General features: G+C 48.1%; 18 protein-coding genes and 1 pseudogene. 18 read left to right on the forward strand and 1 reads right to left on the reverse strand.

Annotation, left to right across the window (positions count from 1 at the left end):
• The first annotated feature begins 109 nt into the window (after positions 1–109).
• The 11 genes from AC0LWT_RS14870 (at position 110) to AC0LWT_RS14920 (ending at position 13,341) form a co-directional block, all read left to right on the forward strand.
• The gene (locus tag AC0LWT_RS14870) at positions 110–844 is read left to right on the forward strand and encodes a hypothetical protein (RefSeq protein ID WP_474682043.1); all 735 of its coding nucleotides are present in this window, start codon (positions 110–112) and stop codon (positions 842–844) included.
• Positions 837–1,259: a GntR family transcriptional regulator gene (locus tag AC0LWT_RS14875; RefSeq protein ID WP_474682044.1), complete on the forward strand. Its 423-nt coding sequence runs from the start codon at positions 837–839 to the stop codon at positions 1,257–1,259. Before AC0LWT_RS14870 ends, AC0LWT_RS14875 begins: the two co-directional genes overlap by 8 nt.
• Complete coding sequence (locus AC0LWT_RS14880; RefSeq protein ID WP_474682045.1) at positions 1,256–2,182, forward strand: ABC transporter ATP-binding protein; 927 nt, start codon at positions 1,256–1,258, stop codon at positions 2,180–2,182. The genes AC0LWT_RS14875 and AC0LWT_RS14880 overlap by 4 nt, the downstream gene beginning before the upstream one ends.
• Entirely contained in the window at positions 2,179–3,084 is a 906-nt protein-coding gene (locus AC0LWT_RS14885; RefSeq protein ID WP_474682046.1) for an ABC transporter ATP-binding protein, read from the forward strand. The genes AC0LWT_RS14880 and AC0LWT_RS14885 overlap by 4 nt, the downstream gene beginning before the upstream one ends.
• Entirely contained in the window at positions 3,077–4,363 is a 1,287-nt protein-coding gene (locus AC0LWT_RS14890) for an ABC transporter permease (protein ID WP_474682047.1), read from the forward strand. Before AC0LWT_RS14885 ends, AC0LWT_RS14890 begins: the two co-directional genes overlap by 8 nt.
• A 345-nt stretch (positions 4,364–4,708) precedes the next feature.
• Positions 4,709–6,034, forward strand: coding sequence for a glucuronoarabinoxylan endo-1,4-beta-xylanase XynC (xynC, locus tag AC0LWT_RS14895; RefSeq protein ID WP_474682048.1), 1,326 nt, complete (start codon positions 4,709–4,711; stop codon positions 6,032–6,034).
• Positions 6,035–6,268: 234 nt separating this feature from the next.
• Positions 6,269–7,828: a response regulator transcription factor gene (locus AC0LWT_RS14900; RefSeq protein WP_474682049.1), complete on the forward strand. Its 1,560-nt coding sequence runs from the start codon at positions 6,269–6,271 to the stop codon at positions 7,826–7,828.
• 15 nt (positions 7,829–7,843) lie between these two features.
• Positions 7,844–9,577 (forward strand): sensor histidine kinase, encoded by a 1,734-nt coding sequence (locus AC0LWT_RS14905; RefSeq protein ID WP_474682050.1) that lies wholly within the window; start codon positions 7,844–7,846, stop codon positions 9,575–9,577.
• Positions 9,578–9,705: 128 nt separating this feature from the next.
• Positions 9,706–11,397: an ABC transporter substrate-binding protein gene (locus tag AC0LWT_RS14910; protein ID WP_474682051.1), complete on the forward strand. Its 1,692-nt coding sequence runs from the start codon at positions 9,706–9,708 to the stop codon at positions 11,395–11,397.
• Between the two features lie 51 nt (positions 11,398–11,448).
• The gene (locus AC0LWT_RS14915) at positions 11,449–12,408 is read left to right on the forward strand and encodes an ABC transporter permease (protein ID WP_474682269.1); all 960 of its coding nucleotides are present in this window, start codon (positions 11,449–11,451) and stop codon (positions 12,406–12,408) included.
• Positions 12,409–12,423: 15 nt separating this feature from the next.
• The gene (locus tag AC0LWT_RS14920; protein WP_474682052.1) at positions 12,424–13,341 is read left to right on the forward strand and encodes a carbohydrate ABC transporter permease; all 918 of its coding nucleotides are present in this window, start codon (positions 12,424–12,426) and stop codon (positions 13,339–13,341) included.
• Between the two features lie 470 nt (positions 13,342–13,811).
• Here the strand turns inward: AC0LWT_RS14920 and AC0LWT_RS14925 are convergent, their stop codons facing one another.
• On the reverse strand, positions 13,812–13,991 hold the full coding sequence (locus tag AC0LWT_RS14925) for a hypothetical protein (RefSeq protein ID WP_474682053.1): 180 nt from the start codon (positions 13,989–13,991) through the stop codon (positions 13,812–13,814).
• A 131-nt stretch (positions 13,992–14,122) separates the two neighbouring features.
• On the opposite strand from AC0LWT_RS14925, the gene AC0LWT_RS14930 reads away from it, so the two are divergent.
• The 7 genes and pseudogenes from AC0LWT_RS14930 to AC0LWT_RS14960 all read left to right on the forward strand — a co-directional run bounded on the left by AC0LWT_RS14930 (position 14,123) and on the right by AC0LWT_RS14960 (position 21,651).
• Positions 14,123–14,953, forward strand: coding sequence for an amidohydrolase family protein (locus AC0LWT_RS14930; RefSeq protein ID WP_474682054.1), 831 nt, complete (start codon positions 14,123–14,125; stop codon positions 14,951–14,953).
• Positions 14,954–15,040: 87 nt separating this feature from the next.
• Positions 15,041–15,388, forward strand: a pseudogene (locus AC0LWT_RS14935) (aldo/keto reductase); the annotation flags it as partial.
• 372 nt (positions 15,389–15,760) lie between these two features.
• Positions 15,761–16,738: a glycoside hydrolase family 43 protein gene (locus AC0LWT_RS14940; protein ID WP_474682055.1), complete on the forward strand. Its 978-nt coding sequence runs from the start codon at positions 15,761–15,763 to the stop codon at positions 16,736–16,738.
• A 26-nt stretch (positions 16,739–16,764) separates the two neighbouring features.
• On the forward strand, positions 16,765–17,850 hold the full coding sequence (locus AC0LWT_RS14945; RefSeq protein ID WP_474682056.1) for an alpha/beta hydrolase: 1,086 nt from the start codon (positions 16,765–16,767) through the stop codon (positions 17,848–17,850).
• A gap of 109 nt (positions 17,851–17,959) precedes the next feature.
• The gene (locus AC0LWT_RS14950; RefSeq protein ID WP_474682057.1) at positions 17,960–19,642 is read left to right on the forward strand and encodes a type 2 periplasmic-binding domain-containing protein; all 1,683 of its coding nucleotides are present in this window, start codon (positions 17,960–17,962) and stop codon (positions 19,640–19,642) included.
• 97 nt (positions 19,643–19,739) lie between these two features.
• Entirely contained in the window at positions 19,740–20,729 is a 990-nt protein-coding gene (locus AC0LWT_RS14955) for an ABC transporter permease (protein WP_474682058.1), read from the forward strand.
• 10 nt (positions 20,730–20,739) lie between these two features.
• Positions 20,740–21,651 (forward strand): carbohydrate ABC transporter permease, encoded by a 912-nt coding sequence (locus AC0LWT_RS14960; protein WP_474682059.1) that lies wholly within the window; start codon positions 20,740–20,742, stop codon positions 21,649–21,651.
• Positions 21,652–21,760: the final 109 nt, after the last annotated feature.

Consider the following 21,760-nt stretch of genomic DNA (forward strand, 5'->3'; position numbering starts at 1 on the left):
TGCCTTTTTTTGTATATGTGGTTGCTTTTCGGTTTTTTCGTGTATATACTGTACATATCAATATACACAGTAGACACACTGAGGTGAGAGGATGTTTGGAGACCGGATTATGAAGGACGCTTGGTACTTGGCTTCGCATGAACTTAAGAATAAGTGGCTGGTGCATTTGGGAAGTATTTTGCTTTACGGGTACTGCGGTTTGGCTTTAAACACGATGGTTGGGCCTTTGACAGGAGCGTTGGACTCCAGAGCGGCATCGGTATTTTTGGCGCTTGCAAGCAATTTTTTTATACTGACGGTCGTTTCGAGTCTGGGATTTTCGCTTACTAAAGAGTATATGAGCTACTGGAAAACGGATGCGTTCACGAAAAGACTGTTTTTCTTGAAAACAATGGCAGTGTCGAATCGGGTCATTATTTACAGCCGTTTTTTACAAATTTTAATTATGGTCATCGCCATGTCGGTTGTATTTTATTCCTGCAATTACGCGATGCTGGCTATATTCGGCAGGACAGTCCCGGACTTGGGCGATTTTGTGAGTCTGGCACTGACTTGGATGGGGTATTCGATTATGATGGGGAGCCTGTGCGTGTACTGGGAATTAGGGGTTCATGGCAAAGCCTATTTATTACGCAGTCTCATACTGCTGCCTGTCTATGCGATCAGTGCATATTTGTTATGGATTGCGGCTGCCGGGCAGCCGATTTGGATCGTTACTATGGAGTGGGTGCGGCATTACGGGCTGTTGATTCCTGCGGTCTCGCTGCTTCTTGCGGCTGCTGCTGTGTACGTTAGCGGGAATATGCTGGCCAAAAGGCTGAATCAGCGTGATCTGCATGGATAAAGCGATGCATCATATACCGATACAAATATCCGCAGACAGCGCGGAGCCGATGTACCATCAGATTGAAGTTCAGCTCAGAGCGCTCATCTTGAGCGGGCAGCTGGCGGAAGGAACGCTGCTTCCTTCGATCCGCGAGTTTGCCGGCGATCTGTCGTGCAGCATCATTACGATCCGCAGGGTGTACCAGGATTTGGAGAACGAAGGGATTCTCCGGACGAGGCAGGGAACAGGCACTTTCGTGGCTCAGGTCGGGGCATCAATGAGAGAGCGCTACCGCAGGGATGCGGTGTCGGAAGCGATGAGGGCGGCGATCCGTACGGGACTTACGGTCAACTGCACGGCAGAAGAGCTCAGAGGTTTGTTTGAGGAAGCCCTTCGGCAAGAGATGAATGGCAAGGAGGAGAGCGATGTATGATGAACGGATCTGGTCAAACGTTGGCCGTATCGATTAAGGGCTTGCGCAAGACGCTCGATAAAATAAATATAGGCCCGATGGATTTGGAGGTAGAGCCCGGCTACATCGTTGCGATAGTAGGTCCGAACGGCTCGGGCAAAAGCTCTTTGTTCCGCCTGCTGATGAATGTCACAAAGCCGGAAGCCGGGGAAATCAGGCTGCTGGGCCGGCAGTACGAGCAGGATGAAATTGCGCTCAAGCGGCGGGTGGGCTACGTGTCGGAGTCCGAGGAATGGAGCGAATCGGGTTTCAAAACAGTAAAAGAACTGACCGAGTTCGTCGCTTATTGGTATCCGAATTGGGACGAGTCGCTGGTTCGCGATTTATTTGTGCGCTTCGGTCTGGACAACGGGCAGAAGCTGGCCCATTTATCGAAAGGGATGAAGCGCAAGCTGGCTTTTATTTATGCGATGGCCTACGATCCCGACGTTCTGCTGCTGGACGAACCGACGGCGGGGCTGGACCCGTTCGCCTGGCGGATGATGATGGACGAGATCGCAAACTTTATGGATCGTGGACAGAAGACGGTGCTACTCGCCACGCACATTCTGGACGAAGTGAAGCGCATGGCCGATTACGTGGCTTTTATACATCAAGGAAAGCTGCTTGGCATGTACGAGAAAGACGTGCTGCTGGACGGCTGGAAAAGGTTTTGGGTGGAGCGGTCCGAACAGCCGCTTTCACAGCTCGCCGGCGTCGTATCGCTTGAGGAGCGCGGCGGTTCCGCCACGGTGAAGATCGTCAGCAATGCGCCTGGCGAGACGGAGGCGGCATTGAAGCGGATCGGCGTGAAAATTTTGCAAACCCAGGCGGTGGAGCTGGATGAGATTCTCGGATTTTTGATGGACCGCCAAATGAGAGACGAAGGGCAGGGAGCAGAATGACATATCCGCTGCAGGTGGAGCATGTGACGAAGCAGTATGGTGAAAAAACGGCTGTTAACGGCATTAATCTTAACGTCAAGCAGGGAGAAATCTACGGTTTGCTGGGTGCGAACGGCGCGGGAAAAACGACGACGATGCGGATGGTGCTCGGACTTATATACCCGGATGCAGGGCGAATCGTTTGGAAAGGGCAAGGTTACCGCGAGGAATTAAGAAAGCTGCTCGGCTATTTGCCCGAAGAACGCGGCCTGTACCCGAAGATCAAGGTAAGCGAGCAGATCGTATATTTGGCGGAGCTGCGCGGTATGCCGCGCAAGCAGGCGGAGGCGAGCCTGAAGGCGTGGCTGGAGCGGTTCGAAGTGCCGGAGTATTACAATAAGAGGGTGGAAGAGCTATCCAAAGGGAACCAGCAAAAAATCCAGTTTATCGCCGCCGTCATCCACAATCCCGAGATTTTGATTCTGGACGAAGCGTTCAGCGGGTTGGATCCCGTGAACGTGGAACTGCTCAAGACGACTGTAAAAAGCTTGCGCGACGAAGGCAAAACGATTCTCTTTTCCAGCCATCGGATGGATCATGTCGAGGAGCTTTGCGAACATATTTGCATTTTGCACAAATCCAATACGGTCGTCCAAGGCAGCCTGAAACAGATTAAGGCGACCTTTCCGAAAGAAAGGGTGATTCTGGAAACGGAGCGGCCGGTCAAAGGGCTGGAACACATTCCGGGCGTCGTCTCCGTCACGGAACATGTGAACGGCTGCGAGCTGCGCATGATCGATCCTTCGGCAGGTCAGCAAATCCTCCAGCTTGCCCTCAGCCAATCGCCCGTGAACCGCTTCCAGATCATGGAGCCGACGCTGAACGAAATTTTCATCAAAAAGGTGGGGAAAACGCATGAATAGCATGTGGACAGTCGTCAAATTTACGTTCATGTCGCGGTTTCGTTCCAAGTCGTTTCGAGTGATGTGTTTGATTATCGTGCTGCTATTGTCCGTCATGATTCATCTTCCGACGATGATCGATAAGCTGTCCTCGCATGAAGCCGATAAAATCGGCGTGTTCGCCGGGAAGCAAAGCGAAATAGCCGGCAAACTGGCGGACTACTACAGCAAGCAGGGCAGCTCGGATATCGCTATCGTCATGCTGCAAGATACAGGGAGTGCGGCGGGGAACGAAGCTCTGGGCATGCAGCAAATCGCCGACAAGAAGATTAAAGGCTATCTGGAGTTCACGGATGCGATGGAGGCGGGATTTCCGAAAGCCGTCTATAAATCGGAAGGCACGATGGAGTTCAGCCTCAAAAGCAAGCTGCTATCGGCGCTGCAGCTGATCAAGACGGATGTCGTTCTCCGGAACGCCGGTTTGAGCGCAGCGCAAATGAGCAGCATGCAAGCGCCGGTAAGTCTGGAAACGGTGCAAATTTCAGCATCGGATCAGGCGGCGGCAGGCAAAACGGAATCGCAAATGGTCATGGCCTATGCGCTCGTCTATGTGCTCCTGTTTATGCTGTATATGGGCGTCATCGGCTTCGGCAACATGGTAGCTATGGAAATCACGTCGGAAAAAAGCTCGCGCGTGATGGAGGTGCTGATCACCAGCGTTTCGCCGCTTAAGCAAATGTTCGGCAAAATCATCGGCATCTGCCTGCTGGCGCTGCTGCAAATTGCGCTGACCCTGGCGGCCGCGGCGGTCAATCTGGGATTGTCCGGCAACAGCAAGCTGATCCGGGAACTGCATCTCAACTGGTCGGACATTCAAATTTCCATGCTCGTCTATTTCTTGATTTTTTACCTGCTCGGGTTCTTTATTTACGCGACCGTATTCGCTGCCATAGGTTCGCTCGTCAGCCGCACCGAAGAGGTCGGGCAGGCGATCATGCCGGTCACTTTTCTCATCGTCGCCGCATTTATGATCGCCATGTTCGGGCTGAGCAATCCGAACGCCGGTTTTGTCGTGGCGATGTCCTACGTGCCGTTCTTCTCGCCGTTGATTATGTTCCTGCGCATTGGCATGAGCAGCCCGGCCGTCTGGGAAATATGGCTGTCCATCGCCATCCAGCTTGCCGCGATTCTCGGCCTCGCCTGGCTGGCCGCCAAAATTTACCGCACCGGCGTGCTGATGTACGGCAAGCGCCCTTCGTGGAAAGAGCTCCGCAAAGCGATGCGGGCTTACAGGGTGTAGAAGCTGCCTGCGCAATTGCGACATCTTTGTGTTCTATTGTGTCGCTCTTAACGATTCATGAACCTTCTCCTGCCCGATATAATAAATACCAAAACGAGCAGATTCTGGCCAGTTTGATGGCGATCTGCTCGATTATATTTTGAACCGTCAGGTAGTAGCCGATATAATGATTTATATACTTTTTATACTACGAACTAAACTTTCTTGTCTAATCATGAAATTAGTTTACTGATATAATGAATGAAAGCGCCTACAAGGCAAGGTATTGGAGGTGGTCAGAACAGGTTATCTAACAGATGTAAAACGGAAGTTATCAAAATATCAGTTTGTGAGGAGATGAAAGTAATGCTTTCAGGTGTTAAAAAATCAATTCATGTATTATTGGCATGTGCAATTACGCTGCCGCTCATGTTAACCGTGCCGGCGCCTACCAAAGTCTCGGCGGCAAGTGATGTACAAGTTAATTTATCGGCGGAAAAACAAGTGATTCGCGGTTTTGGAGGAATCAATCATCCGGCTTGGATTGGAGATTTGACAGCAGCTCAAAGAGAAACAGCTTTTGGCAATGGAGCTAATCAGTTAGGCTTTTCCGTTTTAAGAATTTATGTCGACGATAATCGAAACAATTGGTACCGGGAATTGCCAACTGCCAAACGTGCAATTGAACAGGGAGCCATCGTTTTTGCTTCGCCATGGAATCCTCCCAGTGACATGGTCGAAACCTTCAATCGTAATGGGGATACAAATGCAAAGCGGCTAAAATACGACAAGTACGCTGCGTATGCTCAGCATCTTAATGATTTCGTTACATATATGAAGAATAATGGTGTGGATCTGTATGCTATTTCTGTCCAAAATGAGCCTGATTATGCACATGATTGGACGTGGTGGACTCCACAAGAAATGCTTCGCTTTATGAAAGAAAATGCCGGATCCATTAATTGCAAGGTAATCGCACCGGAGTCATTTTCTTACCTGAAAAATATGTCAGACCCTATTTTGAACGATCCGCAGGCTCTTGCTAATATGGATATTCTTGGCGCTCACACTTATGGTACCAAGTTCAGTGATTTCGCTTATCCTCTTTTCAAACAAAAAGGAGCGGGAAGAGATCTCTGGATGACGGAAGTATATTATCCAAATAGTGATGCTAACTCGGCGGATCGCTGGCCCGAGGCGTTGGATGTTTCCTATCATATGCACAATGCGATGGTAGAGGGAGATTTTCAGGCATACGTATGGTGGTACATCCGCAGGCAATACGGGCCTATGAAAGAGGACGGTACGATAAGCAAGCGTGGTTATAATATGGCTCATTTCTCGAAGTTTGTTCGTCCCGGATATGTAAGGGTTGATGCAACGAAGAATCCAAATACAGACATTTACACATCTGCATACAAAGGTAAAAACAAGGTGGTTATTGTTGCAATTAACAGAGGCACTTCAGCAGTAAGCCAAAACTTTGTCCTGCAAAATGGGACAACCTCGAAGATATCTTCATGGGTAACGGACAGCAGCAGAAATATGGCAGCCGGATCGGCCATCAATGTGTCGGGCGGTTCCTTTACAGCCCAGCTTCCTGCCCAAAGTGTTACAACTTTTGTAGGTGAATTGGGTGGCAGCACCGTCAGCGGTACCGCTTATGAAGCGGAAACGGGTACAACGCCGTAGTAAAAACCATCAATTCGGCCTAATAGCCACGTAATAGCATGAATATCAAAATTTTTTTAAGAGGCCTCGGCGGATTCTATCTTAACGATGAATCCCTGGGCCTCTATTTTTTACCCAATTTATACGGTCCCCAAAGAATTTCCATTTCTCGTTGGTATTGGCTTCTTTTTGGAATCAATTATATATGATAGAATAATTTTCAATCTGAACAGGATTTCAGAAGGAGGCAAGCTCATGTTCAAGGTGTTGTTAGTGGACGATGAAGTATTTGTTCGTAAAGGGCTGCAAAAGTTGATCCGATGGGAACAATACAAGTTTACCCTCGTTGGCGAGGCGAAAAACGGCGGGGAAGCTCTGGACATGATCAACCGCCTGGAGCCTGATCTGGTCATTACCGACATTATGATGCCGGTGTTGGACGGGCTGGATCTAATCCGCAGCGTAAAGGAAGCAGGGCGAATTGACCCTGAATTCATTATTATCAGCGGCTACAATGATTTTAATTATGCCCAGCAGGCGATCCGTTATGGGGTTCAGGATTATATCCTAAAGCCCATTGATGTGAAGGAACTGGGGGCCTCACTTCAGAAACTGGCAGCAGCGATCGACAGAAAAAGATTGGCGGCGCTTACAGAAGAGAAATATTCGGTCGCTGCTATACTAGAGGCTTTGGTGCAGGAGAATGTTCAAGAGGAAGATGCGGCGCGGTACGCTAAGGTGTTGGGACTGGAGGGAGTATCCGGATTCCTGTATGTACTGGCGGAGATCTCGGTTGCCCCGGGACAACCGCAGATTGGTCTGAAAACGTTCCGGGAAATGATGTGTTCTTGTGGCAAAGCCGGGGGCAGTATCCACGTACTTGAGCAGCAGCCCGGCCTATTCGGAATACTATTTAGCACAGAGCTTCTGAATCGTTGGGGCAGTGTGGTTACGCAGGCTCTGAAGACGATCCGTACTGAGATTTCCACTCTTCTAAACAATAATGTGACCATCTATGCAGGCGACACCGTACATAGCATCGCTCACGTGCGGCAGTCTTTTCTCGGCGCTAATGAAGCACTCAGGCACAAGTATGCCGAGGGCGACAACTATGTTGTTATTTACGGGCAAGTGAAGGACAAGCCTCTTCACATTATCGAGATGGACCCAAGCATGTTCAATCAGTTCATGGTGGAGTTAGAAGAAAACAATAAAGAAGCCTTTGAAGAAATGGTAGACAGCATGTTTCAGATTTTTCATGACCAGCGATTTTCCCCATCGGCTGTTGTCGGCTCGCTTTCCCGTTTCATTACCAGAGTTATGAGGATAATAAAGCAAATGGATGGTAATGATGAAGGGCAGCGGCGGTTGCTGGAAACGGTGGAAAGGGAGTACCACACATGGAGTTTACGGCGGCTGAAGGAGTACTTTATGCTAATGATTACAGAAGCGGCCGAGCATATCGACCAATTGCGCAAAGAGAAGTCCAAAGGGGATATCGCGAGGATTAAGAAATATATCGACACCCATTATAGAGAAAGTATTAACCTGAAAAGCATTGCCGCTCAATTCTATCTGAATTCCGTCTATCTAGGGCAGCTCTTTCGCAAGCACTACGGCGTCTATTTCAATGATTACCTCCTTGAACTGCGAGTGGAGGAAGCCAAAAAATTGCTTCGTCAAACAGACCTGCGGATGTATGAGATTGCGGCAATGGTGGGCATCCAGAATGCAAACTATTTCGTAACCCAGTTTGAAAAGTTGGAAAAATTATCACCAATGGAGTATCGAAACAAACTGGTAAAAAAAGAATAGACAGGTGGTGTTTACGTGAGAAAAATTCATTTGAATAATATGAAGCTGCGTGACAAATTGCTGCTCATGTATGTGCTGTCTGTATTCATTCCCATTGTGATGACAAATGTCGTATTCTATAATGCGACCACTACGAATATCCGCAACCAGAAAATCCGCGATGCCAATTTGGCCTTGGAAAATATCAAAGGATCGCTGAAAGCAGTCGTTGACCAAGCAGCGGGTTTATCCTATTCATTTTATGCCGACCGTACCTTTAACGAAAATCTTGCCCACCGCTATCCACGCGCGATTGACTATGTGGAAGCTTATAATTCTTATCTTAAGGGGACATTTTCCAATTCCGACAAAAATCTTCAAAGTGCCATGCAGTATAAAGTATACACGGATAATCCCACCATCCTGTCCGGCTATATAGAGCCGTTGACCGACGAGATGAAGAGCTCCGATTGGTATACCCAGTTTAAGTCTTTTTCCGCGCCTTTCCCTACCCTCATATGCTCGGATCGGTCTTTCAGCCTGATTCAGAGGCTGGACAACTACTACACGAACGGCTTCAATCAAATTCTCAAGATCGATCTGAACATGAAGACCATCAGCCAATATTTTCACAACAACGGCTTTGACGGTAAGGTGTATCTCGTCGACCCCCAGGGGCGGGTACGGTTCAGCAATGATTCAGATGTCGATTGGGCCCTGCAGACGGTTCTGTACCAAGATATTCCTCTGCCGTCAAAGTCCGAGAGCTTCGAGGCCTCGTATACGGGGATCAATTATTTGGAAGGTTGGGCGCTGCACGGTGTAATGAACAAAGAGATCGTCTTAAATGAAGTCCGGAAGTCGCGTTCTTTCGTCATTTTGCTCGCGTGCATTAATTTCGTCGTTCCCTCCATGATCATTGCCGCCATGTCCCGGTCTTTGCATGTCCGTCTTGTGCGGATTCTAAAGCATATGAAGAAGGTAAAAAACCAAAACTTCCAGACCATCCCGCACGAGGAGGGGAGGGACGAAATCGGCCAGCTAACGAACGAATTCAACCGGATGACAGAACGAATCGACAGTTTAATTACCGACGTTTACCTTGCGGATATCCAGAAGAAGGATCTGGAACTAAAGCAGCAGCAGGCCCAACTCCATGCCTTGCACAGTCAGATTAATCCCCACTTCCTGTTTAACGCCCTGGAATCCATACGTATGAGAAGCGTGATCAAAGGTGAAGACGAGACGGCGGATATTATCCATAACATGGCCAAAATGTTCCGCAAATCGATATCCTGGAGTCGGGATTGGATCACCGTAGGCGAGGAGCTGGAGGTAATTAAAAGCTTCCTTGAAATTCAGAAATACCGATTCGATGACGAGTTGGAATACGACGTTCAGATAGATGAACATGCAGTCGATTGTATGGTTCCGAATATGATTTTCCTGCCCTTCGTGGAGAATGCCAGTATTCATGGGGTCGAATCCGTTCCAGAGAAGGGGATCATTCATATCCGTATCGGCGTTCAGTCCAACGAATTAAAATTTACACTGGAGGATAACGGAATCGGCATGTCCCCGTCCAAGCTGGAAGAAATCCACCGATATCTGGCTAAGGACGATGTCATGGGAGAACGGGTCGGAATCAAAAACACATTCTACCGACTTAGGCTCATCTATCAAGAGCGAATTGCTTTCAACATCCACAGCAAGGAAGGGAAAGGTACGCGCATTGAGATTGTACTGCCTCTGCTCACGGAGAAACTATAGGGATGCGGCATTTCCATATACTTTTCATACTATGAACTAAACTTTCTTGTCTAATTATCAATTGGGTTTGCTGATATAATGAAAGCGTCTACAAGGCATCATCCAATTCGAAAGGGGCAATAAGTCAAATGGTTGTAAAAAAAGTGTTGACTTCGGGGCTGGCGGCTATGCTGATAACGTCTGCAGTGGCAGGGTGCAGCGGTAGCAAGGATAGCGCCTCATCCGCTCCGGCAGGGGGAGCATCAGCAACAGCGGAATCCGAGAATAAAACCTCTGTTACATACTCGTATTATCTCTTTTCGCAGGGCAAAAAGGATGTACTGGCAAGTGAAACAACGATCGGCAAGGAATTGCAAAAGCAAACCGGTGTGGATTTCAAGCTGCAATACCTTGTCGGTGACAGCGCTACCAAAGCGGGGGTCATGATCGCAAGCGGAGATTATCCAGATGTCATCAGTTCCAGCGGCGAGATGGCCAAGTTGATGGATGCGGGAGCTTACATTCCGCTGGATGATCTGATTGAGAAGTACGGACCGAATATCAAGCGCGTGTACGGTCCTTATTTCAATAAAATGAAGGCAAAGGATGGCAAAGTTTATACGCTTCCCTTCACGGCTGACCAAGGATATATGGCAGGGCCGGATATCGGCGGAGGCGCTTTCTGGATTCAGCGTTCTGTACTGAAAGAATTCGGTTATCCGAAAATCACGACCCTTGACGAATACTTTGATCTGATCAAAAAGTACAAGGAAAAATATCCGAAAGTGGATGGCAAGGATACTGTTGGCTTTACTGTGTCGGCAGGTGTAAACAACAATTTCTTCACCCTGCAAAACCCGGCCATGCACTTGGCAGGTTACCCTAACGACGGCGGCGTCATCGTGGATATGAAAACGAATGAAGCAAAGATCGTAGCGGGAACCGAATATCAGAAGCGATGGATCAAGAAGCTGAATGAAATGAGTGCCGTTGGTCTGTTCGATCCGGAGTCTTTCACCATGAACAAGGACCAATATTTGGCGAAGCTGACCTCCGGTCGGGTGCTCGGTTACTTTAACTATGCCTGGCAGGTAGGGGACGCGAACAAAAACCTGAAGGCGGCAGGCATTGACGAGAAGCGCTATGCGCCGCTTCCGATCGTATTCGATAAGGGAATTAAAGATCAATACATCGATCCGCCCGGATTTGTCGGCAACTATGCCATCGGTATTACGGTGAAGGCCAAAGATCCGGTTCGCATTATCAAGTACTTCGATAATATGCTAAAAGAAGAAAATCAGATTCTGCTTTCATGGGGAATTAAGGATCAAACGTACAGTGTGGATGAAAAGGGCCGCTTTTACTACAAGGATGACCAGAGCAAATACCATGAAGATCCGGAGCTGAGCCGCACCTTCGGGTTCACCTATTTCGCCAGCGACTGGCCCAAATACGGCAGCAACTCCGTTCTGAAGGACGGCAACGCTTTTTCGCCGGGCAACCAGCCGGAAGTAGCAACTAAATTGTACACCGATGGAGACAAGAAGATTCTTGAAGCGTACGGTGCAAAGACCTTCAGCGATTATTTCAATAAGCCTGATGAGCGCAAATGGTTCCCTGCCTGGTCCATCAGCATTCCTCAAGGCTCGCCGGAACAAATCTTCACAACCAAATCCGATGATCTTCAAAAGAAATATATGTCGAGGCTGATTCTGGAATCTCCCGATAAATTCGAATCGACATGGAACGAATATATCAACGAGCTGAACAAGCTGGACAAGAAGGTCTATGAGGATACCATCACCAAGGCCGTGAAGGATCGGATAGCCGGCAAGTGGTAAGATCGAATTTTTCTGGATTGCGGAAAGGAGTTTTGCCAGGTGGAGAAACCGATAGAACCTGCGATTTCGTCAGCAGGCGCTGCTTTGGGTAAACAATTAAATCAGTCTTCGTTTTTTAAACGCCTGATTTATCAGCGGTCCCTTGTATTTATGTCCATCCCTTTTGTGATTTGGGCTTTTGTTTTTAAATACGTCCCCCTGTGGGGCTGGACAATGGCCTTCCAAAAATACCGGCCGGCAAAGGGGTTGTTTGCTCAGGAATGGATCGGTTGGAACAATTTTAACTTTCTCTTCCAGGACAATACCTTCTACCGGGTACTAAGGAACACCTTGGTCATGAGCTCCATTAAGCTGGTGTTAGGGTTCGTGACCGCCATTACGCTTGCCATTCTTTTGAATGAATTGAAACATATTTTGTTCAAGCGGGTCGTTCAAACCGTAAGCTATCTGCCCCATTTTATCTCCTGGGTGGTAGCGTCAAGCATTGTATTGACGGTTTTATCGACAGAGGGGATTGTCAATCAGATTTTGACCCAATTTAATCTCATTGACCATCCGGTGCTGTGGCTGGCTAAAGGGGAATATTTCTGGGGCATTCTCGGAGTCTCCGAGGTGTGGAAGGACGTGGGCTGGAATACCATCGTCTACTTGGCGGCCATTACCACCATCGACCCGGCCCAATATGAGGCAGCCGAAATCGATGGCGCAAGCCGGTTCCAGCGGATTCGGCACATTACGCTTCCGGGTCTGAAGCCGGTTATCATTATTTTGTTGATTATGAGTCTGGGGAATATTCTTGAATCGGGATTTGAGCCGCAGTATCTGCTAGGCAACGGAATGAATGCGGACTATTCCGAAAACCTTGATATATTCGTGCTGAAGTACGGTATGGCGATGAGCAATTTTTCGCTGGGAACGGCTGCAGGCATGTTCAAGACCGTCGTCAGCTTCATCTTCCTCTTTTCCGCCAACTTTATCGCCAAGAAAATGGGCGAAAGCAGATTGTTCTAAAGGAGGCTCGCCATCATGCGAAATATGAAATCGTCCCGTTTACGTAATTCCAACTTAAGCGATAAAATATTTGATACCTGCAACATCGTCTTCATGATCTGTCTGATGATCGTCACCTTATATCCTTTCGTCAATATGCTTGCCGTTTCTTTCAATGACGCAAACGATGCCATCAAGGGCGGCGTCTACGTGTGGCCAAGACTGTGGACGCTGGAGAACTACACATATATATTCGGAGAATCCTCTATCTACCATTCCACGTTCATTTCCGTGCTGCGGACCGTCATCGGAACAGCGGTTTCCGTGTTGAGTACGGCTATGCTGGCTTATACCATCAGCCGTCAGGATTACGTGCTGCGCAAGTTCGTAACCATGTTCTTCGTATTTACGATGTATTTTAGCGGTGGCCTGATTCCCGGCTATTTGCTCATCAAAAATCTTGGTCTGATCGATTCGTTTTGGGTGTATATTGTTCCCGGCGTTATCGGCGTGTTCAATATGATTGTGATTCGCTCCTTCATAGAGGGGCTGCCCGAAGGGATTTTGGAATCAGCCCGTATCGACGGTGCGGGCGAATTTACTACCTTTATGCGGGTCGTACTACCGCTGACCATTCCGGCGCTGGCTACCGTATCTCTGTTTGTGGCGGTGGGACAGTGGAACTCCTGGTTCGATGTGTTCCTTTACAATTCATCCAATTTGAAGCTGAGCACGCTGCAGTATGAGCTTATGAAGATTTTGCAAACTTCCAATACTGCAACTTCTCAATCGTCCGGCGACGTCTATGCGCAAAGCGGAAACGTGACCACGGTTACTCCGACCTCCATCCGGGCTACAATGACCATCATCGCCAGCGTTCCGATTCTGCTCGTCTATCCTTTCCTGCAGAAGCACTTCGTACAAGGGATGACCGTGGGCGGAGTGAAGGGTTGATCGGTTCAGCTCGAAGGAGACCGGCGTGATTAAAGCGGTTGTAGAACTGTAAACGAAGCTTTCCACGGTAATTCATAGCAGAATGAAGATGGAGCGGATCGGCAGGGATTGCAGAGGCGCTGCTGCAAAGCCGCCTACTCCAACTATGAAAACAAAATGGGAGCTTCTTCAAAAACTTGAACAGCGGACTTTCCAAGAAATCATGTTGTTTATTTGTGAACAAGTGGTTTGCTTACGGGGGAGATAAGATTTCTCAAGAAGTTAACGATTGGTATCGCAGTCAAAGAGCAAAATAAGTGGAATAAAAAGGGCCGCTCACGCAGCGGTCTCCTTATTTTATATTTTGGAATAATTAATATGAATAGGGATTATTTGTAAAATGTGAGTTAAGCAAGGTGGCTGGCGCTGACACACGCTTTTTCGGACAATCTCAAAGCACGCAAGTGATTCATATCCATCACCAAGCGAGTCTACTTGCAAACAATAGGTTCGATGGCGGAGGGAAATGCGCGGTGGATGGTGTTGCCGGGGATGAGGAATAAATCACCCTGTTCTTTTTCGCAGATGGCATCATCGATAAAAAGACCTTTATAAACCATTTCGAATGGAAAGATCGGATCCAGAAAAAATGGTTTGCGAATCGGTTGCACCCAGATGACCTCCAGTAAGTTATGTTTGGTTCAAATATATCAAAATCGGATATAAATTTGCAATTAACTGATATTTTAAATTCTTATTAATATCGTAAAATAAAATCATGACGAGAGGAGAGGACTTTCCCATGCGTATTGATGCTCACCAACATTATTGGTCGATGTCTCGAACAGATTATGGATGGATTACACCTGAACTACCGGTGTTGTACAGAGACTATCTGCCTGAAGATCTCAAAATTCATTTGAAGAAACATAGCATAGACGGCACCATCACCGTTCAGGCAGCCCCTACGTATCAGGAAACAGAGTATTTGTTTACACTTGCTGATCGTTCGGACTCGATTCTAGGCGTTGTCGGATGGCTGGATTTATTTGATCCATCTCACCGGGAGTATTTCGAACGTTGGCGGAAACATCCGAAATTCGTTGGTTTTCGCATTATGATCCAAGAAATGTCCGATGCAAGCAAGCTGCTCGAGCCCATGTTTGTGGAAGCGCTTCAAGTTTATGCGGAAATGCGCTTTCCCGTGGATCTGCTCGTGACATCGAATCAGTTAAACGAGCTTAATGAATTGCTCGACGCTGTTCCAGGATTGAGAGGTGTAATTGACCACATCGGCAAACCGCGTATCGCGGAGCAGGTGTTTGAGTCATGGGCTGTGCAAATCGAACGTGCGTCTAGACATCAGAATATATTTTGCAAAGTTTCCGGCATGGTGACGGAAGCCGATCATCAAGCATGGGAACCGCAGCATTTTAAACGATATATCGAACATGTTTTGGAAGTTTTCGGACCTGAACGGGTCATTTTCGGAACGGATTGGCCGGTTTGCTTGCTTGCAGCTACCTATGACGAAGTTCTGGAAATTATCGAAAGTGCCATACCGAAGTCGTGGGGAAAACAAGAAAGAGCAAGATTATTTGGAGAAAATGCAAGAGAATTTTACAAGCTATGATGAAGGAGCGATTAAGCTCGAAACACAAACTTTTAGTATCCGAAAAACGAGTAAGGAAATTGCTATTTTCAAGGACGGAGTGATTTTATGAAGTATCGCCCATTAGGAAAAACAGGATTGGAAGTCTCAAAGCTTAGCTTTGGCGCTTCCTCCCTTGGTTCCGTATTTCGCCAAACGGATGACGCGGAAGCCATTCGAATAGTACATGCGGCTATTGACGCCGGTATTAATTATATTGATGTTTCGCCTTATTATGGCGCCACTAAAGTCGAAACGGTATTAGGCAAAGCGATCAGTCAAGCATCTCGCGAGAACTTCTATTTATCTTCAAAAGCCGGCAGATATGGTGTGGATACGTTCGACTTTTCAAGCTAGAGAATTGAATCCAGTTTGGAAGAAAGTCTGCGCAGGCTGAAGACGGATTATGTCGATATTTAGGGAGCGAATTCATCAACATATCGCGCAAAGCACTCATTCCGATCGATTTGGTTCCCGTACTACGGCCTCATGGTCCTGCTTGTCTGGAAATGCAAACGCATGCCAAATTAAGGTGCTATTTTATGCAAGTGTTCTAAAAACGTTATCCCGTATCTTTATTAAAGGGGGGATAGATCTTTAATCTGTTTATTTTGTAATCGCATACAAAGTCTCATAATAAAGGAGCAAGATAAAATCAAATCCATAAGGAGAAGCAAAATGGGGGGGGGAGGCTTACGAAAAAGAAGTTATAGGTATCCATGCCGATTGCATTAGCCGCAATGAAAAGTAAATGAATAACCATAATAAATAAAATAGAGGAGAGCAAGTATGTACAATCTACCGAAACCTCATCACCCGCTTGTCACCCATATCTTCACTGCCGATCCTTCGGCGCACGTATTTGAGGGGAAAATTTTCATCTACCCGTCACACGATCTCGATCATGACGGCGCTGATAATGACAATGGGGATCAATATGCAATGGAAGACTATCATGTTCTATCCATGGATGGCTTCGAGTCCCCCGTTATCGATCATGGCCAAGTCCTTCATTTGAAAGATATTCCCTGGGCTTCCAAACAACTCTGGGCTCCTGATGCTGCTTTTAAGGCCGGCACCTATTACTTGTACTTTCCTGCCCGGGATCTTAATGGAGTTTTTCGAATCGGTGCAGCGACCAGCAAGTCACCGGCCGGTCCTTTTCTTCCTCAACCGTCTTATATCGAGGGAAGCTTTAGTATCGACCCAGCCGTGCTTGTTGATGACGACAATAGGGCATACATATATTTCGGCGGTCTTTGGGGCGGTCAATTGGAAAAATGGCAGACCGGTACTTTCGAGCCGGAAGCGGTGGGGCCGGCGGCGGAGGAGCCTGCGATTGGTCCTCGGGTCGCTCTGCTGAGCGAGGACATGCTTTCATTTCAAACCGCTCCACTAGAAATTTCGATCGTTGACGAAAACGGCGGCCCGATTCTCGCTGGAGACGAGGATAGGCGCTATTTTGAAGGACCATGGGTACACAAATATAACGGCTGGTACTACTTGTCCTACTCCACGGGCACCACCCATAAATTAGTATACGCCGTCAGCCGGAATCCGTTGGGACCGTATACCTTCAAGGGCACGATCTTAACTCCGGTTATCGGCTGGACAACTCATCACTCCATTGTCCAGTTCGAAGACAAATGGTACTTATTTTACCATGACAGTTCTTTGTCCGAAGGCGTTAACCACAAGCGTTGCGTCAAATACACGGAGTTACACTATAACGAAGATGGAACGATTCGGACGATCGATCCTTATTGATTGAAACGAAAGGGTTTGGATGAACCATGAAAAACATGGATGTGACGGCTGTGCCTGCCGGATATAAACGGGCAGTTAAAAAGGAACTTCAAGGTACCGTTCATGAGGTTTCATACACGGTCAGGAACTATATTAACCAGTCGCGGCAGCTTGTTACAGATCAGAACATCGACGCCAGAGAAGCGGGAAGAGAAACCGTTAAGGGAAGCGAAATCATTAAAAAATGCAACATCTATTTGCCTGCAGGTTATAATGAACAGGATACGGATACCAAATACAAAGTATTGTATCTGCTCCACGGAGTAGGCGGAGATCATTACGAATGGTTACGTAGCAACGGCAAAGCTGACGGGAATTATATCATATGCAATATCTTTGATAATCTCATCGCTAACGGCGATATCCATCCGCTTATCGTCGTTTTTCCCAACGGCAGAAGCGCGTTCGACTGGACGGACTGTACGTTCAATTCCTTAGGAACCAATATGCTTGGGTTCTATTATTTCGATTATGAGCTGAGATATGATCTGATCCCCTTTATTGAATCTGAATTCCATACATTCGCCGTTATAAAAAACGCGTCTCCAGAGAGAATCGAATATAATCGCATGCACAGGGCAATTGCAGGCCTTTCGATGGGTGGTATGCAATCCTTGAATATGGTCCTCGGCGGTTACAGATGCGATGCGGTAGCATATACCGGAACAAAGAGCAGTTGGAAAAATGGGCTTGATACGACTGTGCTCGCGCCAGGTATGGAGGATCTATTCGCTTATATCGGTGCCTTTTCAAATGCTCCCACGTCGAGCGACGGCAAGGTTCTGGGCGCCAGTATCGCTTCATGCAGCCACAGGCTTCATTTGCTTTATATGACCTGCGGCGACATGGATGGAGTTGCAGTAGACAACTATTCCAAATCGGTTGAAGGGCTCACGGACACCGCGGGAGAGTTTCTCGGTGATTATTACCAGGTCCTTCTAAAAAATGGTGTTCATGATTTTAATGTATGGAACAACGGTGCATATAATTTTATCCGGTTGTCTTTCCGGGCAGAAAGGACGAATACGCAGAAGCGGACAATCACAAGCAAATTGCTCACCATTAATTTATAGGGGTAAGACCTTTATTTTGTGAATTGGAAGCGCATTCTTGATGGGTATAATTAGAGATATCACCAAGTAAGCGCTAACAGCAGGATACAAAAAGGGAGGAAAAGAAAAAATGGCATTGCAAACTAAACGATCCGCTTTTCGAGTGATCATCCCTGTATTGACACTCGGTGTCTTACTGGCAGGCTGCAGCGGCTCGAGCGGCGGTTCGGCCACATCCAGCGCGGCACCAAGCGATGCTTCAGGAAGCCCTGCGGCTTCCCAAGGAGCGGAAGCGATCAAGCCCATGACGATTTCCATGTTCATCGGAGGTTCCTACCAGCAGCCTACTGCGGACAACCGAATCTACAAGATGATCAAGGATAAAACCGGCGTCAGCCTGAAGATGGAATTTCTGGTCGGCGACCTTCTCCAGAAGATGGGCGTCATGATTGCCGGCGGCGATTATCCGGACGTCATGACAGGCGATGACAAGCTGATCGCCGCAGGCGCATTCATACCTCTGGAGGACTTGATTGAGAAGTATGCGCCGAACCTGAAGAAGCATTACGCGAATGTCTGGAACCAAATCAAGGATCCGGCAAGCGGCCATCTCTATGCATTACCGGCTTTCGGCGTGTTCTCCGGCACGTTCAACGAGACGGATTACAGGGGTCCTGGCTTCTGGCTGCAGAAGGATATTCTGAAGGAGCAGGGCTACCCGACTCCCAAGACCTTGGACGATTACTTCGCTATTATAGAGAAGGCCAAGCAGCAGCATCCGGACAGGATCGGCTTCGAGACGCTGAACTTCGACTGGAGAGTGTTCCCGCTGCAGAACCCGCCGGAGCACTTGGCGGGATATGCGAACGACGGCGGCGTTATCGTGGAGAACGCCAAGGCTTCTATCTTCGCTGACAAGGATATCGCCAAGAACTATTACAAGAAGCTGAACGAAATCAACGATAAGGGACTGATGGATAAAGAGGCTCTTGTACAGAACTATGACCAATATCTGGCCAAGATCGCCAGCGGCCGCGTTATCGGCATGTTCGATCAGCAATGGAATTTCCTGGACGGTGAAAATTCCCTGATCTCCCAAGGTAAGTTCGGCAACACCTACGTACCTTTCCCGCTAGTCTATCCTGGTGCGACGGAGCACTATCGGGATCGTCCTGCTCTGAACATCAACCGCGGTTATGGCATTTCCGTCAAGGCCAAGGATCCGGTTGCCATCATCAAGTTCCTGGATACCCTGATGTCCGAAGAATGGCAGAAGACGCTGCAATGGGGGGAAGAAGGCAAGGACTATCTTGTCAAGGATGGTAAATTTTATCGTACGCCTGAACAGCGGACCCAGCAGGACGACAACACCTGGAAGCTGGCTAACAGGGCGGAGGCCTTTTTACAGAACCTGCCGAAGATGCAGGGTTCATACAGCGACGGTAACGCGACCGATCCGCGTACGCAGCCGCAGGAATTTTACGACAGTCTGAAGCCTGAGGATAAGGAAGTGATGAAAGCTTACAATCACAAGACATGGGCGGAGTTCCTCAAGTCGCCTCCAGAAAATCCGGTCTACTATCCAGCCTGGACTATCGACCTGATTGACGGTTCCCCGGCGAAAGTGGCCCAAACCAAGCTGAACGATTTGCAAGTGAAATATTTGCCGAAGGCGATTTTGGCTAAACCGGCTGACTTCGATAATGTCTGGAAAGAATACACGGACCAAATTGCCAAAGCTAATGTTAAAGCCTACGAAGATCGCATCAACGATCAGATTCAGTGGCGGATCAAGAACTGGAGCAGCAAATAATTCATAGTTCACTTGCCGTGGAGCGGAGGAGTCTCAGGTCTTCTCCGTTTTCCAATGCCGCTACAAACGACAAATTCCGGTTCGGGAGGGACGGACAATGGCCGAAACCATACTGAAACAAGAAGGGAAAGCAGCAGTTGTTAAGAAAAAGAAATGGATCGATCCGGAAATCGGCGTGGAATTCAGCTGGAAAACGATAAAAAGTCAGAAGCAGTTGATCTTCATGTCGGTACCGATTCTGATCTACCTGGTTATTTTCAATTACGTCCCGATTTGGGGCTGGTTAACGGCTTTCCAAAATTATCGCCCGGCTCTGCCGTTTCTCAAGCAGAAATGGGTGGGCTTTGATCAGTTCAAATTTCTGCTGGGTGACGACGTCTTCCTTCAGGTACTCCGCAATACATTAGGCATGAGCCTGATCAATTTGGTACTGGGTTTTGTGACGGCGATCGTGCTGGCGCTGCTTCTTAATGAAATCAGAGTGAAATTTTTCAAACGCACGGTTCAGACCATTTCGTACTTGCCTCACTTCCTGTCCTGGGTCATTGCGGCTGGAATTGTGGCTACCTCACTGTCCGTGGAGGACGGCATCGTCAACGTCATATTAATGAAGCTTCATCTCATCAAGGAGCCCATTATGTGGCTCAGCATCGGCAAATATTTCTGGGGTATAGTCGGCGCCGCGAACGTGTGGAAGGAAGTCGGTTGGAACACCATCATCTACCTGGCCGCGATTACCTCCATCGATCCATCGCTATATGAAGCCGCTTCCATGGATGGAGCCAACCGATACCAGAAGATGCGCTATGTTACCTTGCCGGGCATTAAAGCGACGTTCATTATCCTCTTGATCATGAATGTCGGCCACATTCTGGATGCAGGATTTGAAGTGCAGTATCTGTTGGGGAACGGCTTGGTTGTAGACTGGTCGCAAACGATTGATATTTTCGTGCTGAAATACGGGATCACCCTTGGCAACTATTCACTGGCGACAGCGGCGGGCATCTTCAAGACGGTCGTCAGCATTGCCCTGGTTCTGAGTGCAAATCATATCGCGAAGCGCCTAGGCGAAGAGCGGCTGTTATAAGGGGTTGAATATGAAAATGACTACTATCCAGAAAAATCGTTTGGAACCGATCTTATTCAACACGCTGAACGGGTTCTTCATGCTCTTCCTGGTCATCGTCACCCTGTACCCTTTTCTTCACACGCTGACGGTATCTTTTAACGAAGGCAATGATACGCTGCGGGGAGGCCTCTACTTATGGCCAAGGATTTGGAGCATGCAAAATTACCGGGCCATATTTATCTCGGGAACGATCTATCATGCTGCCTGGATCTCGGTTGCCAGAACCGTAACACTGACAGTGCTAGGCGTGTTTCTCACTACGATGCTGGCCTATACCTTGGCTCAACCTCACTATTTGTTTCGTAAAATCATCGGCGTGTTCTTCGTGTTGACCATGTATTTCAACGCTGGCCTGATCCCGAATTATTTCCTGATCAAGCAACTTGGCTTGCTGAACAGCTTCTGGGTGTACATTCTTCCGGCGATGGTCAGCGCGTTCAATCTGATTGTGATCCGGACCTATATCAAGTCTCTCCCAGGCAGTTTGGTCGAATCCGCCAAGATCGACGGAGCAGGCGATTTCACAATTTTCCTGCGGATCATCTTCCCGCTCTGCATGCCCGCCCTCGCAACCATTGCGTTGTTCATCGCGGTCGGCGCATGGAACTCCTGGTTTGATACCTTCTTGTACGCTTCTTCCGATATCAAGCTGAGTACGCTGCAATATGAAATGATGAAGCTCTTGGGCTCTACCATGAACTCTAATACCGACCCGGCTCTCTTAAACGGGGTTGATACGGGTCAGTCTAAGGCTATGGTTACCCCTGCTTCGATTCGGGCGGCCATCACGATTGTAACTGCTGTGCCGATCCTGTTCGTTTATCCGTTCCTGCAGCGCTACTTTGTGGCAGGTTTGAATCTGGGCAGCGTAAAAGAATAAGGGACTGCAAGTTTCCGGAGATGACCGTTTCAGCATCCGGCTGAGACGGTTTTTCCATTGCTGGGAGCGCGGGCTGCATCTTATAATATCTATTAGGAATAAAGGAAAT

It is taken from the genome of Paenibacillus sp. sgz302164 (genome assembly GCF_056120505.1).

Excerpts from the sequence above, each read along its gene's own strand:
- AC0LWT_RS14870 (WP_474682043.1), top strand. The coding sequence starts at position 110 with ATGAAGGACGCTTGGTACTTGGCTTCGCATGAACTTAAGAATAAGTGG.
- AC0LWT_RS14875 (WP_474682044.1), top strand. The coding sequence starts at position 837 with ATGGATAAAGCGATGCATCATATACCGATACAAATATCCGCAGACAGC.
- AC0LWT_RS14880 (WP_474682045.1), top strand. The coding sequence starts at position 1,256 with ATGATGAACGGATCTGGTCAAACGTTGGCCGTATCGATTAAGGGCTTG.
- AC0LWT_RS14885 (WP_474682046.1), top strand. The coding sequence starts at position 2,179 with ATGACATATCCGCTGCAGGTGGAGCATGTGACGAAGCAGTATGGTGAA.
- AC0LWT_RS14890 (WP_474682047.1), top strand. The coding sequence starts at position 3,077 with ATGAATAGCATGTGGACAGTCGTCAAATTTACGTTCATGTCGCGGTTT.
- xynC (WP_474682048.1), top strand. The coding sequence starts at position 4,709 with ATGCTTTCAGGTGTTAAAAAATCAATTCATGTATTATTGGCATGTGCA.
- AC0LWT_RS14900 (WP_474682049.1), top strand. The coding sequence starts at position 6,269 with ATGTTCAAGGTGTTGTTAGTGGACGATGAAGTATTTGTTCGTAAAGGG.
- AC0LWT_RS14910 (WP_474682051.1), top strand. The coding sequence starts at position 9,706 with ATGGTTGTAAAAAAAGTGTTGACTTCGGGGCTGGCGGCTATGCTGATA.
- AC0LWT_RS14920 (WP_474682052.1), top strand. The coding sequence starts at position 12,424 with ATGCGAAATATGAAATCGTCCCGTTTACGTAATTCCAACTTAAGCGAT.
- AC0LWT_RS14930 (WP_474682054.1), top strand. The coding sequence starts at position 14,123 with ATGCGTATTGATGCTCACCAACATTATTGGTCGATGTCTCGAACAGAT.
- AC0LWT_RS14940 (WP_474682055.1), top strand. The coding sequence starts at position 15,761 with ATGTACAATCTACCGAAACCTCATCACCCGCTTGTCACCCATATCTTC.
- AC0LWT_RS14945 (WP_474682056.1), top strand. The coding sequence starts at position 16,765 with ATGAAAAACATGGATGTGACGGCTGTGCCTGCCGGATATAAACGGGCA.
- AC0LWT_RS14950 (WP_474682057.1), top strand. The coding sequence starts at position 17,960 with ATGGCATTGCAAACTAAACGATCCGCTTTTCGAGTGATCATCCCTGTA.
- AC0LWT_RS14955 (WP_474682058.1), top strand. The coding sequence starts at position 19,740 with ATGGCCGAAACCATACTGAAACAAGAAGGGAAAGCAGCAGTTGTTAAG.
- AC0LWT_RS14960 (WP_474682059.1), top strand. The coding sequence starts at position 20,740 with ATGAAAATGACTACTATCCAGAAAAATCGTTTGGAACCGATCTTATTC.